The sequence below is a fragment of the Massilia sp. METH4 genome, assembly GCF_037094685.1.
GTDB lineage: Bacteria > Pseudomonadota > Gammaproteobacteria > Burkholderiales > Burkholderiaceae_D > Rugamonas.
On sequence record NZ_CP146614.1, the window covers coordinates 5,592,312 to 5,609,071 of the forward strand.

Genomic DNA, 16,760 nt, shown 5'->3' on the forward strand with positions numbered 1-16,760 from the left:
TCGCAAAATGACTGGCGGCCGCGCGTCGCGGGGACGGGCGGCGGGAATCGCCAGTGTAACCCGGCTGGCGCCGCGAACGGGCGCCGCGGGCCATTTTTTGCGGTCGGATCGACCTCGGATGTTGCCTTGGCGCATCACTCCTCGACGCGCCTCGGCCGGGGCATCAGGCGGCGCGCAGGCCCATCGCCGGCACGTCGTTCTGCGAGAATGCCACGCGGAACTTGCCGCGGCGGTCGCCCATCAGGATGCGCAGGTCGCCGATCGCGATGTCGGATACTTCGTGCATGCGGATCAGCAGGGACGCGCCGATTGCGAGGCGGTAGTGGCGGATCTTGCTGATCACGGGTGGAGCCACGTCCAGGAGGCGGGCCAGCGCAGCGTCGTTCTTCAGGTCCAGGCGGTCGATCAGGTGGTCCAGCAGGCGGTTCGGGTCGTAGTTCAGCAGCGGGTCATCGTTCTTCGCGCTGGTGTTGGCGGCGGCAATGTGGTTGGTGGTGGTGCCGGCGGCGGTGGTAAAGGTCGTCATAACGTTCTCCAGAGTTTGCAATTCACGGCCCGGATCGGGCTTTGTCGGCCGGTATGCGGGCGAAGGCCGCGGATGGGCGTCGCTGTCGTTACCGGTGGTGTGAGATGCGCCAGGAGCGGCGTCCCCGCGGAGGTGCGGAAGGGAACTCGGTCCGCGCGGCAGGAGTTTAGGGGCGGCGGAGTGTTCCCATATTGCACGAAAAATTCTTTATATGCAATCGTCATCGCAACTGTAGTTTTTTCGCAATCGCATCCAGCGCCGCGCCGCGCGAACGCGCGCGGCGTTAGGATGGGTGCAAAACGATACGAGGAGATCGCGATGGGACCTGAAGGGCGTGAAGCGCAGGATCCCCCGGTTCCCGCCGTGCGGGCGCTGGCGGGCGACCGGCTGCCCGAATTGCTCGACCACCTGCCCGCGGGCGTCGTCGTGCTCGACGCTGGCGGCGTGGTGGTGTCGGCGAACCACGCGGCCGCGCGATTGCTGGGCCGCGACGCCGGCAAGATGGTGGGCCTGACGGCATCGAGTATCGAATGGGGGCTGCTGGACCGGCATGGCGAGCCGCTTCCCGAACAGCTCTACCCCGTGTGGCGCGTGCTCACGCGGCGCACCGACGTCGCCGATTGCGTCGTCGGCGTCAAGCGTCAAGACGAGAATGAAATCAGCTGGTTGCTGTGCAACGGCTACCCGGTTTTCGACCCGGCCGGGAAAGTGCAGGAAGCCGTCGTGTGCTTCACCGATTGCACCGAACTCAAGCGCACTGAGGAACAGCTGCGCAAGTCCGAGGAGCGGCTGCGTCTCGTGCTGCTGGGCTCCAACGACGCGACCTGGGACATCGACCTGCGCACCGGCGGGGTCTACTATTCCGGCCGCTGGTGGGACATGCTCGGCTACCCGTCCGACACGGTCGCGACCAGCAACGACAGCTGGCGCCACTTCATGCACCCGGACGACCTGCCCGTCGTCGACAGCTTCCTGCAAGCGTTGCTGAAGGGCCACGAGCGCACCTATTCGATCGAATTCCGCCTGGCCCACCGCGACGGGCACTACGTGCCGGTGCTGGCGCGCGGCTACGTGCTGCGCGACGAAAGCGGCCGTGCCCTGCGCGTCTCGGGCACCAACACCGACCTTACCGAACGCAAGGAGGCGGAACGGCGCATCTACGAGCTGGCCTACTTCGACCAGCTGACCGGCTTGCCGAACCGCCGCCACCTGCTCGAGCAGATGCAGCGCCTCGCCAGCCGCGCCTCGCGCGTGCCCACCATCGGCGCCCTGCTGTTCATCGACCTCGACAACTTCAAGCAGATCAACGACACCCTAGGGCATGCGGCCGGCGACCTGATGCTGCGCCAGGTGGCCGAACGGCTGCGCCACGCCGTGCGCGAGACGGACCTGCTGGCCCGGCTGGGCGGCGACGAATTCATCGTGGCGCTGGAAGATCTGGGCACGACCGCGGACGAGGCGGCGGTCGAGGCCGGGAAAGTGGCGCACAAGATTCTCGCCGTGCTGGCGCGCCCGCACCCGCTGGGCCGGCACGCGGGCGGGCGCAGCTGCACGATCACCCCGTCCATCGGCGTGGCCCTGTTCGGCCACCAGCGCGGCAGCGTCGAGGCGGCGCTGCGCCAGGCCGATATCGCGATGTACCACGCCAAGAGCGCGGGCCGCGACACGGTGCGCTTCTTCGACCCGGCCATGCAGGCCGCCATCGACGCGCGCAGCGCGATGGAGGCGGACCTGCGCGAGGGCTTGCGCGCGCACAGCTTCCCGCTCCACTGCCAGCCGCAATTCGGGGCCGACGGCCGCGTGGTGGGCGGCGAAGTGCTGCTGCGCTGGCAGCATCCGCGGCGCGGCCTGGTGGGGCCGGCCGACTTCATCGGCCTGGCCGAAAGCACCGGGCTGATCGTGGGCATCGGCCTGCAGGCGCTGCGCGATGCCTGCCTGTGCCTGGAACGGTGGTCGCACATCCCCGGCCTTGCAGAGCTGACGCTGGCCGTCAACGTCAGCGCCTGCCAGTTGCAGCAGCCCGATTTTCCGGAACGGGTGCTGGCCGTTCTGGCGGAAACGGGAGCGCCGCCCTCCCGGCTGTCGCTGGAGCTGACCGAAAGCGCCTTCGCGCGCGACGTGGACGACGTGATCGCCAAGATGACGCGCCTGCGCGCGCACGGCGTGCTGTTCTCGCTGGACGATTTCGGCACCGGCTATTCCTCGCTCAGCTACCTGAAGCAGTTCCCCCTGTCCGCCCTGAAGGTGGACCGCTCCTTCGTCAGCGATGTGGAACATGTGGCGAATGCGGGGGCGATCGCCGAGCTGATCGTATCGCTCGGCAAGACCCTGGGCCTGAAGGTGATCGCCGAGGGCGTGGAGAACGAACACCAGTTCGCCTTCCTGCGCGAGCACGAATGCGACGCCTACCAGGGCTTCCTGTTCGCACCACCGCTGCCGATCGGCGAATTCGAGCGGCGCTACGCGGTGGCTTGACTTGCATCTTGCAACCTAAGCTCTGCAACAAAAAATACATGAGCCAGCTTGACTTGCGGTTTGCAACAGCGGATGCTGTGAAGCGGACCCGATGGAGAGCACGGATGAGCGACGCGAAGGGCAACGGCAAGCGCGATGGCCGCGGCAACAGTGAAGACCGGCGCAACAATGCCGCTCTTGCGGCCGTCGTCGACCAGGGTATCCGCTTCGACAAGGAACGCGGCGCGGCACTCGCCTGGGCTTACCTGGCGCAGCATGGCGTGTCGCCCGAAACGATCCTGCGTGTGCTGCAGGCGCCGGCCGGCGGCCCGCCGCCGCGCCGCAACGGCCCCGGCATGGTCGACGGCGCACCGTTCCGGTGTTGAGCTCCGGCGGCCCTGCCCGCCGTTGATCCGCGCCATTGATTCACGCCGTTGATTCACGCCGTTGATTCACGCCGTTGATTCGCACCATTGATCCGCGCCGTTAAGTCGCGCCGTTAAGTCAATTCGCGAGTCACTCCTTACTACCATCCAGCGCAGCCGCTACAATGGGCCATGACCGCACCGCCCATTGACTTCACCGCGCCCGTCCCGCACCCCGACGAAGCCGGCCGGCTGGCGCTGCTGCATGCCCTGCAACTGCTCGATTCCACGCCCGAGCCCGTGTTCGACCGGATCACACGGCTCGCCAGCCGCTTGCTGAACGTGCCGATCGCGCTGTTCTCGCTGGTCGACCGGGACCGCCAGTGGTTCAAGTCGCGCGCCGGCACCGACTTGCGGGAGACGCCGCGCAACATCTCGTTCTGTGCCCATGCGATCCTGCGGTACGAACCGCTGGTGGTGAACGATACCCTGCTCGACCCACGCTTCGCCGGCAATCCGCTCGTGCGGGGCGAACCCCAGGTGCGTTTTTATGCAGGCGTGCCGATCCGCACGCGGGACGGGCATCCGATCGGCACGCTGTGCGCGCTGGACACGCGGCCGCGCGAGCTCGCGCCGGACGAACGGGCCGCCTTCGAGGACCTGGCGGGCGTCGTGGCCGACGAGGTGCACCGGCGCGAGCAGCTCACCCTGGTGCGCGAGCACGTGCAGGAGGCTGACGCGGCCATGCGCGGCACCGAGGCGCGGCTGCGCTCCATTTTCGACCTTGCCAGCTTCGGTATCGCCCTGATCGACGCGGCCGACGGCAGCTGGCTCGCCGTCAACGCGGCGGCCGGCGGCATCCTCGGCTACACGGAGGAGGAGTTCCGCCGGCTCACCTATCGCCAGATCACGCATCCCGACGACCTGCCCGGCGACATGGCGCTGATCCGCGAGCTGCTGGCAGGCCGGATCACCCAGTACGAGCGCCAGAAACGCTACCTGCGCCATGACGGCAGCCCCGTGTGGGTGCACACGAATGTCAGCCTCAAGCGCGACGAGGATGGGCGCCCGGAGTACTTCATCGTCGCCGTCATCGATATCCAGGCGCAAAAGACGGCCGAGCACCAGCTGGCCGTGCTGCATGGCCAGCTGGAGGCGCGGGTGGCCGAGCGCACCCGCGAGCTGCTGGACGCCAACCGCCACCTCACCGAAGCCATCGGCCGCCAGCGCCAGGCGGAGGCTGCGCTGCGGGGGCGCGAGGCGGAGCTGTCCAGCATCCTCGAGTATGCGAACGATGCGTATATTGGCGCTGACGAGCACGGCCGCATCACTGCCTGGAACCGCCAGGCCGAGCGAACCTTCGGCTGGACGGCCGAGGAGGCGGCAGGCCGGCTGCTGGAAGAGTTGATCATCCCGGCCGAGCTGCGCGCCCAGCACGGGAAAGGGATGGCGCGCTACCTCAGCTCTGGTCACGCGGCGGTGCTGGGCAAACGGCTGGAATTGCCGGCCGTGCGCAAGGATGGCAGTACGCTGACGGTCGAGATCCGGATCCACGCCACCGATATCGAGGGCCGGGTGACGTTTTCCGCCTTCCTCCATGACATTTCCGCCCGCAAGCGGGCCGAAGCGCAGCGCGAACACGATATCCGGCACGATCCGCTGACGGGCCTGCTGAACCGGCGTGCGCTGGAAGAGTTGTTGCCGCAGGCGCAAGCCCGCGCGCGGCGGCACGGCATCACGTTTGCCGTGCTGTTCATCGACCTGGACGGCTTCAAGGCCGTCAATGACCGGCTCGGGCATGACGCGGGCGATGCCCTGCTGCGCGAGGTGGCACGGCGCCTGCGCGACTCGGTGCGGGAGAACGACAGCGTGCTGCGGCTGGCGGGCGACGAATTCATCGTGGTGCTGGAGGGCGAACACTACACGCTCGGCCAGGCGCGCACGGTGGCGGCCAAGCTCATTGCCGCGCTGGCGCGGCCCGTTGCGGTAGGCGAGGATACGGCGCAGGTGGGCGCCAGCATCGGGATTGCGCTGCACCACGGCGGCGATTCCCGCTCGGCGGGCGAGCTGCTGCGGGAAGCGGATCGCCAGATGTACCTGGCGAAGGAAGCGGGCCGGGGCAGCATCCGCCCCGGCGCCGAAGGGGAATAGCCGGGCTCAGTGGCTGGCGTTCATCGCCTGCGCCGCGGTGGCACGGGCGGCGAAGTAGCAGGCGCCGGCGCAACGCTCCAGGCTTTCGCGGTCCAGCACCACCACCATGCCGCGGCGGCACTGGATCATGCCTTCGGCGGCCAGCTTGCCGGCGGCGGCCGTGATGCTTTCGCGGCGCACGCCCAGCAGGTTGGCGATCGATTCCTGCGTCACCTTCAATTCATTGGACGGCGAACGGTCCAGGCGCTCGAGCAGCCAGCGGCACAGCTTCTGCTCGATGCTGCTGTGGCGGCTGCTGACCACGTTCTGCGCCAGCTGCGCGAACAGGCAGCTGGTGTAGCGCATCAGCTGCTGGGCCAGCATGCCGCCCTCGGCGAACAGCGCGCGCAGCGCATCGGTGCGCATGCGGTAGCCGTAGCCCGCGGCCTGCACCACGGCCGTGTTGCTGGCCCGTTCACCCTTGTACATCGTCACGCCGGCCACGCCTTCGCGGCCCACGACGGCGATTTCGGTCGTCACCCCATCCTCGTTCACATATTGCAGCGACACGATCGACGTGGTGGGGAAGTAGCTGTATTCGATTTTCTCGCCGAAGTCGTACAGATGCTTACCGACAGGCATCGCCACCAATTCCAGCTCGGGGAGCAGGCGCTCCAGTTCGTCCAGCGGCAGCGCACGCAGCAATTCGTTCTGCTGGACGCCCGTCATGCTGATGCCCTGCGGCGCGGCCTTGCCACGCGGCGCCTTCGCAACCGTCGTGGACAAGTTGATCATCGATGGGGGCAGGGAAGTGGATTCGGTGTGCGTTGTCTTAAACATTGTCGTTGTCCTCTGCGTAGTCTTTATTGGTTATGTCGTTTCGTTGTCATTTCCTCCACTTTATGGTTGAGCCACGTTTTTGAGAGTCGGACTACTGTAGGACACGATGTAGTACTGAGACATGAGGGCATGTAATCTCAGTCCTACGTGAACTGGCGCACATTCAAGCGCGGGCGATCGGCGGAAAATAGGCTTCATCGGCAAACGTATCCCGCAACCTGATGAAAGCGCCCATGAACAGCATCTTCAAAGTGTCCTATGCCCTGCAACGCCAACAACGCGCTGTCGAGCGCACGCTGTACGCCAGCTCGGCGGAAGAAAGCGTGGCAGCCTCGAAGTGGGTCGATGCGTGGCACCGCCTGGTGCAGGCCCGTCTGGACAAGATGGCTGAAACGAGCCGCTACATCGACAGCCGCGGTCGCTTCCTGCACTGATCCGCCCCCGCGGCGCCCGTCGCGCGGCCCCCGCACTGTCTGCTCTCGCTCGCTATCGTTCGATCTTGCCAGGCAATCAATTTACCCGGCAGCCGCAATCCAGCCCCGTCGATGACGCGGTGACCACTCAGTTATCACCCTTTTAATACTTTCTTGCGCTTCTCCCCGTGTGCTAGTATGCGGCGGCGCGAGCCCTCACGGGCTCGTTGCCGTATACATGACCGCTGCGGGCCTACCCGGCCACGCGTGGCGCGGAGACAACCCAACACACCTTGGAGAAGCAGTGAGCATTTTCAGAACCAAAAACCTTGACGACATGGTCGCGGCCAGTCGCACGCCCGGCGGTTTGAAGAAAGTCCTGGGCCCCTTCGACCTCGTCCTGATGGGCATCGGCGCCATTGTCGGCACCGGCATCTTCGTCCTCACGGGTACCGGCGCGCTGACGGCGGGGCCCGCGCTCCCGATCTCCTTCATCGTTGCCGCCCTCGCCTGCGGCTTCGCGGCGATGTGCTACGCGGAATTCGCATCCACCGTGCCGGTGGCCGGCTCCATCTATACCTACAGCTATGCCACGCTGGGCGAACTGGTCGCCTGGATGATCGGCTGGGACCTGCTGCTGGAATACGGCCTGGCGGCATCGGCCGTCTCGGTCGGCTGGTCCGGCTATTTCCAGTCGCTGATCGCCGGCTTCGGCCTGAAGCTGCCGGCCGCGCTGACGGCGGCGCCGGGCGCCGTACCGGGCGTGGTCTCCTACTTCAACCTGCCGGCCTTCCTGATCATGATGGTGCTGACCATGATGCTGTCCTGGGGCATTCGCGAGTCGGCGCGCATGAACAACATCATGGTGGCGATCAAGGTCGGCGTCGTGCTGCTGTTCATCGTCGTCGGCGCGCGCCACGTGCAGCCGGCCAACTGGCAGCCGTTCATGCCGTTCGGTCACACCGGCGTGCTGTCCGCCGCCGCCATCGTGTTCTTCGCCTTCATCGGTTTCGACGCGGTCACCTCGGCCGCCGAGGAAGTCAAGCGCCCCGAGCGCGACCTGCCGATCGGCATCATCGGCTCGCTGGCCGGCTGCACGATCCTGTACGTGGTCGTCTCGGCCATCATGACGGGCATCGTGCCCTTCATGGAATTCAAGGGTGTCGACCACCCCGTGTCGCTGGCGCTGAAATATGCCGGTGAGAACTGGGTGGCCGGCTTCGTCGACCTGGGCGCGATCCTCGGCATGACGACCGTGATCCTGGTGATGTCCTACGGCCAGACGCGCATCATCTTCGCCATGTCGCGCGACGGCCTCTTGCCCAAGCGGCTGTCCTCGATCCACCCGACGCACGGAACGCCCTACTTCGCCACCTGGATGGTCGGTATCGTGTTCGGCCTGCTCGCCGCGCTGATCCCGCTGGACGTGCTGACCGAATTGATCAATATCGGCACGCTGGCCGCGTTCTCGCTGGTCGCCATCGCCATCATCATCCTGCGCAAGCAGCGCCCCGACCTGCACCGCGCCTTCCGCTGCCCGGGCGTGCCCGTGGTGCCCCTGCTGGCCGTGGCCTTCTGCGTCACCTTGATGGCTTACCTGTCCTGGCACACCTGGCTGGCGTTCGGCATCTGGCTGGTCATCGGGCTGGTCATCTACTTCACGTATGCGCGGCATCATTCGGTGCTGAACAAGCAGAAGTAGCCACTGGTGTCGGACATTTTTTCCGGGGCTTTTTCCGGAAAAAGTGTCGGACACCGGTTTTCTTCGCCGGAGTCGGCGAGATCTGGCGAAAAACGGTGTCGCACAACCATTCGCGAGCGAATGGTGTCCGACACCAGTGCTTCAGCGCCGCGGATTGCCTTGCGCTTTCTAGAACGCCACCCTCACCCCCACGTTCACGCGCCGGCCCACGTCCTCCAGCATCAGGAACTGCCCTTCGTTGTTGGCGTACTCGCGCGCATTCTGGTTCGATACGTTGATGGCGTCCGCATAGATCGCGATCGTCGGCGTCAGGTTGTAGCGCAGGCTGGCGTCCGTCTGCCCGTACGCGGCGCGGTTGCGCGGCTGCGTGCTGCCGCCGCCGCAATCGATCGAGAAGTGGTTGCGCCAGTTGTAGCTCACGCGCGCCTGGAAGTTGCCCTGCTCGTAGAACACCGAAGCGTTGTACGACTGCTTCGACAGCCCCGGATAGCCGCACACGAGGTCGGCTGCCTGGCCGGCGCGCTCCGCGCTGGCATCGACGTACGTGTAGTTCGCTGCCACACCGAAGCCGCGCAGCCACGGCATGCCATCGTCGAACGCGTACTGCGCGGCGATTTCCGCGCCCTTGATCTTGCCCTTCTGCCCGTTACGCACGCGACTGTCATGCACAACCTCGTCGTACTGCGGGATGCGCATGTCCACCAGCTGCGTTTCCAGGAAATCCGATACCTTCTTGTAGAACAGCGCCCCGCTCACGTAGTTCGTCTTCGACAAGTACCATTCCCAGGACAGGTCCAGGTTCTTCGACTTCATCGGGTTCAGGAAAGGATTGCCGCCGCCGGTCTGCACGTCGCCGTAGCGGCCTCCATACCAGTTGTCCACGCCCATCTGCGACAGCGTGGGCCGCGTCTCGGTCTTCGAGGCCGCCAGGCGCAGCAGCATGTCCTTCGTCAGGTCGAACTTGATGTTGGCCGAAGGCAGGTAGCTGTTATAGCTGTTGTCCACGCTCTTCGCCACGCGCGGCCCCCAGTTCAGGATGTAGGTGGTGTCGTTCGGGCTCTTCACGGCCGACAGCAGCTCGCGCGAGAAACCGGTCGAGCGCGATTTCACGTGCACCACGCGCACCCCGGCATTGGCCGACCACCGTTCGCCTTCCCATTTCGAGTCGAAGAAGATGGACGCCACCTTTTCCTTCACGCGCCACATCGACGCGGGTGCCGCGTAATTGATGCCCATCGGTCCGTTCGGATACTTCGTGGGATCGGAGTACAGGGCCGGATCGTTGCTCTGCCCCAGCAGTGACGGCTGGTTCAGGTAAGCCATGTATTCGTACGGATCGAAGCGCAGGAATGCCTTCGGTACCTGCCCGCCGCTGCCGAAGAAATCGTCCATCGGCGTCACCGTGAACAGCGACGCGGGCAGCGCCACGTGATAGCCGCTGAAGGCGTTCCACGAATCGGCCTCGTATTCCTGGCGTCCCACCTGGCGCTGCGAATACGCAAGACCGGTGTCGATCCCCCGGAATGGCCCCGCTTCACGGCTCCAGGACAGCGCCAGACGGCCCTCGTGCAGCTTGTCGAAGTTGCTCACTTCGCCGTTCGACACCGCGTGGGCGCGCACGGCCGTCGGGTCGGCGATGTTGTCGCCAAAGGTCACCGTGGGCGCGCTGCCGAAGGTCAGCACGTCGCCATTGCGTGGCACCATGCCGGCCACGATCCACTGGTCGGGTGTCTGTGACGTCGTGCGCGACGTCGAGATGTCGCCCTCCAGCTTCCAGTCCGGCGCAAGGTTCCATTTCGAATTCAGGCCGAATGCCTTGGTTTCGGACAGCCGGTCCCCGCCCTTGACGATCATGTCGTTCGAGTTTGCCTCCGTCAGCGGCAGGCCTTCGCCGACGATGGCAGGGTTGTTCGCATAGAAGTTCGAGCCGGGGCGCAGCAGCGACGTCACCTGGTTATTGCTGTCGTACTGCACGCCCACCTGCACGGGATTGAGCCAGTCGCTGAAGGCGATCACGTTGTTGCGCTGGTCCAGCCGGGAATACAGCGCGTCGGCCGACAGCTTCCAGTCCGGCGACGGGTTGTACTGCACGGTCAGGTTTCCGACGAGGCGCTTGCGCGATTCGTCCTCGACCTGGAAGCCGAAGCTTTGCGGCATGTACAGCCGCTTCGTCGTCACGTCGGCCGTCGTCAGGCCGCGCGAATTCAGGTCGCCATTGATGATCTGCACGTCCCTCAGCTGCCACGCATCCGTCACTGCCTTGTTCTGCTTCGACGCCCGGTCGGTATAGGACACCGAACCGGTGACACCGAAATTGCGTGCCGCGTTGACGAACGTGTACATGCCCGCCAGGTTGGGCGTGTGCTCCTTCGAGTTGTCGTCATAGGAGTGCGACACGTTGACGACCGACGAGTGCCCCGTCTTGCCGGACAGCGGCCGCGCCGTCTGCACGTCCACCGTGGAACCTATGCCGCCCTCGGGGAGGAATGGCTGCGAGGTCTTGTACACGAGGACCTTGGAAATCAGGTCGGAAGACAGCAGGTCGAACGAGAATTCGCGCCCGCCCGTGTCGCTGGTCAGCGTACGGCCGTTGACCAGCACGTTGTTGAACTCCGGGCCCAGGCCGCGCACCGAGATATACCGGCCCTCGCCGTTATTGCGCTGGATCTGCACGCCCGTCACCCGCTGCAGCGATTCGGCGATATTCGTGTCGGGGAACTTGCCGGCATCCTCGGCGGACACGGCGTCCACCACGCCTTCCTGCATCCGCTTGGTGTTCAGGGACGAGGACAGCGAGGCACGGATGCCGGTGACGACGACGGTAGCGGCGTTCTCCCCCGCTGCCGTCTCGGTATTGCCCTGGGCGGATTGCGCGAGGACGGTCATCGGTACCAGCATTTCGGCGATGAGGGCCGCCAGCACGGTCTTGCGCATGCGATGTATTTGCATTGTTATCGGTCTCCATATTGTTATGGGTTATGGCTTACCGGTAACGCCGCCCTCCCGATGTGACAGATATATGGCAACGTTACCATTGCCGATCCTACACTTGCGAATTGATGGCTTATCTATAACTTTTTGTGTTTTTGCTATGCCGTTTCGGGATAGCTGCGGTGGCCGTAGAGGAAACGGCCGGGTGGGAGGGCGGGCGATTCGTTGCAAAAACGCTACAACGTCACCCCTTGATCAGGGCCGCGGCTGCGGCAGCGCGGGTGGCACCACGACCGGTTCGTTCAGGCGCAGGAACTTGAACCCGGCAAGCCGCTGCACCGGCTTGCCCTGCTTCGCCTGCCGCGCCGCCCGCTCGGCGGTACGGGCGATGAAGGCCGCGAAGCTTTCCTCGCGTACCTTGGGCTCGGCCGAATTGAGGAATTGCCTGCTGCCGTCTGGCGCGGTCACCACGAGGCCGACGTGCGACGCCCAGTACTCGCCGTTGCGGGTCGAGATCACGTTCACGAAATCGCCGTCGGCGAGCCGGCCCAGCACCTCGTGCACCCGTTCGGCCGGCACATAACGCTCCGTGCTCGTCGTGACCGGCAAGTCCGCCCGCGTATTGTGGCGGGTGCGCAGGAAGCGCGCGCGGTCCACTTTCAGCTGGTAGGAAGCCACATGCGGCCCGGCCAGTTCGGCGCTGATGTCCTTCACCAGCCAGGCATTGTTCACGTTCCAGTCCTGCTCCGTGTAGTGGTTGCGCGTGGCGACGCCCACCACCCCATCCTTGTAGCGGATGCGCTGCAGCATCCAGAAGAACTCTTCCCAGTTGCGCGACAGCGCCATCGCATACGTGTGTTCGGCGAATACCACGCAATCGCTGTGCGTAAGGCTGAACATGGGCAGCGTGTCGTGCACCTGGTAGGGGAATTCGCCCAGCAGGTTCAGCACATACGGCTGGCCGATGTTCTGGCGGCCGATCAGCGCGATGCGCCGGCGCAGCTCGGGCACCGTGGCATGCACGTGGGCGATGTAGCGGTCCACCTGCTGCGGGGTCATCGCGTACAGCGGAATCTTCTCCAGCTGCTGCGCCGTCAGCGGCGGCGTGGGCGACTTCGTGCAGCCGCTCGCGACGAGGGCGGCGGCGAGGATGAGCGCGGCGGTCGGTCGCATCGGGTCTCCGGCAAAAAGCGCTACCTTAGCGCGTTGAGGCGGACGCGCGCAAGGAGGTATTCCGCCAGGCTATGGACGCGCCAATGTTTGTCATTGTCTTTTTAAACACGTGTGCCGAATACTGCGGTAAAACCGGTATCAGATCGGTATCGCACACAGGGAGAGAACATGACGAATGTCGGGCAAGGTGTACCGGGACGGAAAAAGCCGCTGGCCGCCGCGGTGATGGCGGCGCTGCTCGCGCTGGCACAGGGTGCCGGGGCGCAGGAGCAGGATCGAACGCCAGGTGCCGAAGGCGAGATGCAGAAAGTCGAAGTCACGGGCATCCGCGCCTCGCTGGCCAAGTCGCTGAACGTGAAGAAGAATGCGACCGGCAACGTGGAAGTCGTGACGGCCGAGGATATCGGCAAGATGCCGGACAGGAACCTGGCCGATTCGCTGCAACGCCTGGCCGGCGTGGCCGTGCGCACCGACTACGACGAGGCCGAAAAGGTATCCATGCGCGGCACCAACCCGGACATGTCGCTCATCATCTTCAACGGCCATGCCGTCAGCACGGCGGACTGGTACGTTGCCGACCAGGGCTCGTCGTCGCGCAGCACCAGCCTGTCGCTGGTGCCCTCGTCGGTGCTGAACCAGGCCATCGTCCACAAGACTTCGCACGCCAATCTCGTCGACGGCGGCCTGGCGGGCACCATCAATGTCACCACGCGAAAGCCCCTGGCGCAGAAGGAGAAGATCTCGGGCGTGATCCAGGGCGGCGTCACCTACACCGACCTGCCCGGCAAGTCGGCGCCGGACGTGAACGCCAGCATCAACTGGAAGAACGATGCGAACACCCTCGGCGTGATCGCCCAGGTCTTCGCCGAAAAGCGCCACGTGCGGCGCGATTCGGTGTCGCGGCTCGCCTACGGCGCCTCGTCGGGCTGGGACGTGATCAACACCGGCACCATGCCGGGCATCACCGACGCCTCGCTGGCCGGCACCGGCTACACGGCGGCGGACCTGAACGGCGTGCGCATGCCCGGCTCGATGAGCTCGGAATTCGTCGAGGGCGTGCGCGACCGCAAGGGCGGACTGCTGTCGCTGCAATACAAGCCGGACAAGGACCTGGACGTGACGATGACGGGCTTCTATTCGCGCATGAAGGCGAACAACTATGGCCGGCTCACATCGGGCGCCATGTACAGCATGCTGCTCGGGAAGGCCGACCCGCTGGGCGGCGTGGCGGCAACCCACGCCAACACGAGCTCGAACGGCCAGCGCGTGTACGCCTCCATCCGCAACCCGGTCATCGTCGACGAGACCACGATGTACGGGCACCCGCTCAAGGTGCTCAAATCCGCGGAGATCGTGTTCCCGGACGGGACCACCCCTCAATACGTGGGCAACTCGGAAGCGTTCTACCGCGACGGCGCCACGGCCGAAAGCGCCTTTCTCGACCTGGACGCGAATTACCGGGTGAACGACGACCTGCGCCTGAAGGCGCTGCTGTCGACCACGCGCGGCGTGGGCAAGACGGCGCGCGACCAGGGCACCACGTGGGCGCGCTACGGCACCGGCGTCGCCTACCGGCTGGGCGACGTGGACGATGCACCCTTCGTGCAGTACTACGGCGCCGGGGAGAACCGCCCCGGCCGCAACCCCGACGGCAGCGGCTACGCCATGGTCGGCCAGACCGCCTCGTCGATCAAGACCGTGGACCGGGAAAGCAGCGCGCAATTCGATGCCGAGTACAGGCTCGATCGCTGGATCTTCACAACGTTCGAGACGGGCGTACGCTATGCCGACCACCGCCGCAACTCGAACCGCTGGGCGCCCACCTTCCGCAGCGGCACGCTCACGTCCAGCCCGGCCGGCTACGTGGCCTACCCGTCCGACTTCGGCGCCGACCTGGACGGCGACTTCGACAACACCGGCTTCTACTTCACGCCCGATGCGCTGAAGGACTACATTGCCGGCGCGACCAAGGCCACCACGCCCGAATGGGAGCGGCGCGTGGTCAACGAGATCGACATGCGCGAGCGCCAATACGCGTTCTACCTGATGCAAGGCTTCGAGCGCGACAAATGGTCGGGCGACTTCGGCGTGCGCTTCGTGCGCACCCGCATCAATGCCGACATCGTCACCCCGGTGCCGCCCGGCGCGTGCCAGAAGACGGAACCGGGCCGGCCCGCCGTGCCCTGCGCCGCCTATCCGACCGCCATCACCACGGCCGGCGACGGCAGCAGCTATTACGATGGCCAGCCGTTCGACCCGAGCGGGGGCCTGATCTACTACAAGACGCCGACCGACCGCAGCTTCGACAACTGGCTGCCCAGCGTGAACGTGCGCTACGAAGTGAAGGAGGATATGTACCTGCGCTTCGGCGCCAGCCGCACGATCGGCCGGCAGAACTACAATGTGCTGGGCTCCGGCTTCGGCACGCCTTCCTGCAACGCGAACGGTTGCACGGTGACGGGGCCGAATCCCGGCCTGCGCCCGCTCACTTCCGACAATGTGGACGTTTCCTGGTCCTGGTACTTCGCGCCCCGCTCGCTGGTGGCCGTCGACCTGTTCCACTCGAAGATCGACGGCTATGTGAAGACGGGCACCGTGACGCAGGGCGAGACCGTGCAGCTCGTCGACCCGCGCGACAACACGGTGAAGACGTTCTTCGTGAACTCCTCGTCGCAACAGGGCGCGCGCATCCGCGGCATCGAGCTGTCCTACGAGCAGCCGCTGTGGGGCAGCTTCGGCTTCACGGGCAACGTCAGCCGGGCCAGGACGAAGGTCGACGATGGCCGGCCGATGGTGGGCGCCTCGGAATGGGCCGGCAACCTCGGTGGCTACTTCGAGAATGACCGCGTGAGCGCGCGCGTGGTGTGGAACTACCGCGGCAAGTACGTGAGCAGCACCACGGCGCCCTCCCCCACGGCCAACAGCCAGGGCCAGAGCGTGATCAACGGCATCGCCATGCCGACGGCGCCGACGATGGCCAAGGGCGTGGCCACGCTGGCCGCGTCGGTGAACTACCACCTGACCGACAAGCTGATCGTCGCGGTCGACGCCACCAACCTGACGAACACGAAGCGCGCGCAATACCGCTACAGCGAGGAGGAGCAGCAGAAGCTGGATGTGTCCGGGCGGCAGGTGCATGTGCAGTTGAAGTACCGGTTCTGACCGCACCGCCCGATGCGCCTGGTGTCAAGAGGCATCTGCGACCTCCAAGGAAAACCGGTGTCGGACACGGTTTCCCCAAGGGGAAACCGTGTCCGACACCATCTTGGCGCCTACTTATTCCACTCCTCGCGCGGCAGCGACAACCGCCTGAACGTCCGCTCCTCCGGCGCCAGCTCCTTGCACTTGCGCCCGCCCGGCTGCGCCTTGCCGTCGTCGGACAGCACGTGCATCGTGCCCCGTGCATCGAAGAACAGCGATTCCGGGTGCAGCCCGGCCAGGCCGGGCACGTCGATGGGCACCGGCTGTTCGCCGGCGCGGCCCGACCAGCGGTACAGCGCGTAGTCGTCGCCACCGGCTGGCGGGCCGGCGGCGATGAAGTAGGCGTCGCCATGCCATTCGATCGCACGGATGCCATGCCCCTGCAGGTCGAGCAGGATGGGCGCGCCGATGACGGCGCGGGCGCCCCCGCCTTCCAGCAGTGGGGCCGGGTCGGCCAGCGGCACCAGCAGTGCCCAGCCGTGCGGGATCGGATTGCGGAAGCCCACCAGCAGGCCGCCGCCCGGCGTGGCGGCGAGGCCTTCGATGCACAGTCCGCCGGGGTCCTTCGGTGCCTTGCGGGCCGCCTTGCCGAGGTCGAAATGCGCGAGCAACGGATGCCCGGTCAGATCGTCGAGCAGGCGCCGGTAGGGCTTGCCCACCGGCCGGCCCTGCCGGTCGGTGGCGAACAGCTGGCGCCGCGTCGCGCTGGGCCGGCCCTTCCTGTCGCAGCCGTGCGAAGTGATCCACCAGATCCGCTCGCCCAGCTCGGCCGCGCCTTCGATATCGGCTTCGCCGGCGTCCTCCGTCTCCAGGAAGGCCGTCAGGTCGCATTCGCGCACGGGCGGCCCGGCGTCGTAGCGATACACGTGCAGCACGTTCGACTCGTCGTCGGCGGCGAGGAAATGCGCGTCGTCCAGCGGCACGGCCGCGGAGGCGTCGCAGATGCGGTAGTGGGTGAAATGCGCGTCGGGATGCGGCATGGCCAGGGTCTCCTTGTCGTGTTGCGCGCCGGCGCCGCGATACGG

General features: G+C 66.0%; 11 protein-coding genes. 6 read left to right on the forward strand and 5 right to left on the reverse strand.

The window, feature by feature from the left end; all coding sequences use genetic code 11:
* Positions 1 to 163 precede the first annotated feature (163 nt).
* Positions 164 to 526 carry a hypothetical protein gene (locus V6Z91_RS24580; protein WP_338762434.1) on the reverse strand — a complete coding sequence of 121 codons (363 nt, stop codon included), beginning with the start codon at positions 524 to 526 and terminating at the stop codon, positions 164 to 166.
* A gap of 318 nt (positions 527 to 844) precedes the next feature.
* Here V6Z91_RS24580 and V6Z91_RS24585 point away from each other — a divergent pair, with 318 nt between their 5' ends.
* The 3 genes from V6Z91_RS24585 to V6Z91_RS24595 all read left to right on the forward strand — a co-directional run bounded on the left by V6Z91_RS24585 (position 845) and on the right by V6Z91_RS24595 (position 5,496).
* The gene (locus tag V6Z91_RS24585) at positions 845 to 3,001 is read left to right on the forward strand and encodes an EAL domain-containing protein (protein ID WP_338762436.1); all 2,157 of its coding nucleotides are present in this window, start codon (positions 845 to 847) and stop codon (positions 2,999 to 3,001) included.
* A 104-nt stretch (positions 3,002 to 3,105) separates the two neighbouring features.
* A complete protein-coding gene (locus tag V6Z91_RS24590; RefSeq protein ID WP_338762438.1) occupies positions 3,106 to 3,366 on the forward strand; it encodes a hypothetical protein in 261 nt (86 codons plus the stop codon).
* Between the two features lie 171 nt (positions 3,367 to 3,537).
* A complete protein-coding gene (locus V6Z91_RS24595; RefSeq protein ID WP_338762440.1) occupies positions 3,538 to 5,496 on the forward strand; it encodes a PAS domain S-box protein in 1,959 nt (652 codons plus the stop codon).
* A gap of 6 nt (positions 5,497 to 5,502) precedes the next feature.
* On the opposite strand, the gene V6Z91_RS24600 is transcribed toward V6Z91_RS24595, so the two are convergent.
* Positions 5,503 to 6,270, reverse strand: coding sequence for a Crp/Fnr family transcriptional regulator (locus tag V6Z91_RS24600; protein WP_338772040.1), 768 nt, complete (start codon positions 6,268 to 6,270; stop codon positions 5,503 to 5,505).
* A 278-nt stretch (positions 6,271 to 6,548) separates the two neighbouring features.
* On the opposite strand from V6Z91_RS24600, the gene V6Z91_RS24605 reads away from it, so the two are divergent.
* Together V6Z91_RS24605 and V6Z91_RS24610 are read left to right on the forward strand one after the other, a co-directional pair.
* Positions 6,549 to 6,749 (forward strand): hypothetical protein, encoded by a 201-nt coding sequence (locus tag V6Z91_RS24605; RefSeq protein ID WP_338762443.1) that lies wholly within the window; start codon positions 6,549 to 6,551, stop codon positions 6,747 to 6,749.
* A 283-nt stretch (positions 6,750 to 7,032) separates the two neighbouring features.
* Entirely contained in the window at positions 7,033 to 8,430 is a 1,398-nt protein-coding gene (locus tag V6Z91_RS24610) for an amino acid permease (RefSeq protein ID WP_338762445.1), read from the forward strand.
* 168 nt (positions 8,431 to 8,598) lie between these two features.
* Here the strand turns inward: V6Z91_RS24610 and V6Z91_RS24615 are convergent, their stop codons facing one another.
* Both V6Z91_RS24615 and V6Z91_RS24620 read right to left on the reverse strand, forming a co-directional pair.
* Positions 8,599 to 11,379: a TonB-dependent receptor gene (locus V6Z91_RS24615; protein WP_338762447.1), complete on the reverse strand. Its 2,781-nt coding sequence runs from the start codon at positions 11,377 to 11,379 to the stop codon at positions 8,599 to 8,601.
* A 237-nt stretch (positions 11,380 to 11,616) separates the two neighbouring features.
* A complete protein-coding gene (locus V6Z91_RS24620) occupies positions 11,617 to 12,534 on the reverse strand; it encodes an N-acetylmuramoyl-L-alanine amidase-like domain-containing protein (protein WP_338762449.1) in 918 nt (305 codons plus the stop codon).
* A gap of 168 nt (positions 12,535 to 12,702) precedes the next feature.
* Here V6Z91_RS24620 and V6Z91_RS24625 point away from each other — a divergent pair, with 168 nt between their 5' ends.
* Complete coding sequence (locus V6Z91_RS24625) at positions 12,703 to 15,696, forward strand: TonB-dependent receptor (RefSeq protein WP_338762452.1); 2,994 nt, start codon at positions 12,703 to 12,705, stop codon at positions 15,694 to 15,696.
* A 110-nt stretch (positions 15,697 to 15,806) separates the two neighbouring features.
* Here the strand turns inward: V6Z91_RS24625 and V6Z91_RS24630 are convergent, their stop codons facing one another.
* Positions 15,807 to 16,715 carry a DUF3616 domain-containing protein gene (locus tag V6Z91_RS24630; RefSeq protein ID WP_338762454.1) on the reverse strand — a complete coding sequence of 303 codons (909 nt, stop codon included), beginning with the start codon at positions 16,713 to 16,715 and terminating at the stop codon, positions 15,807 to 15,809.
* Between the last annotated feature and the right edge of the window lie 45 nt (positions 16,716 to 16,760).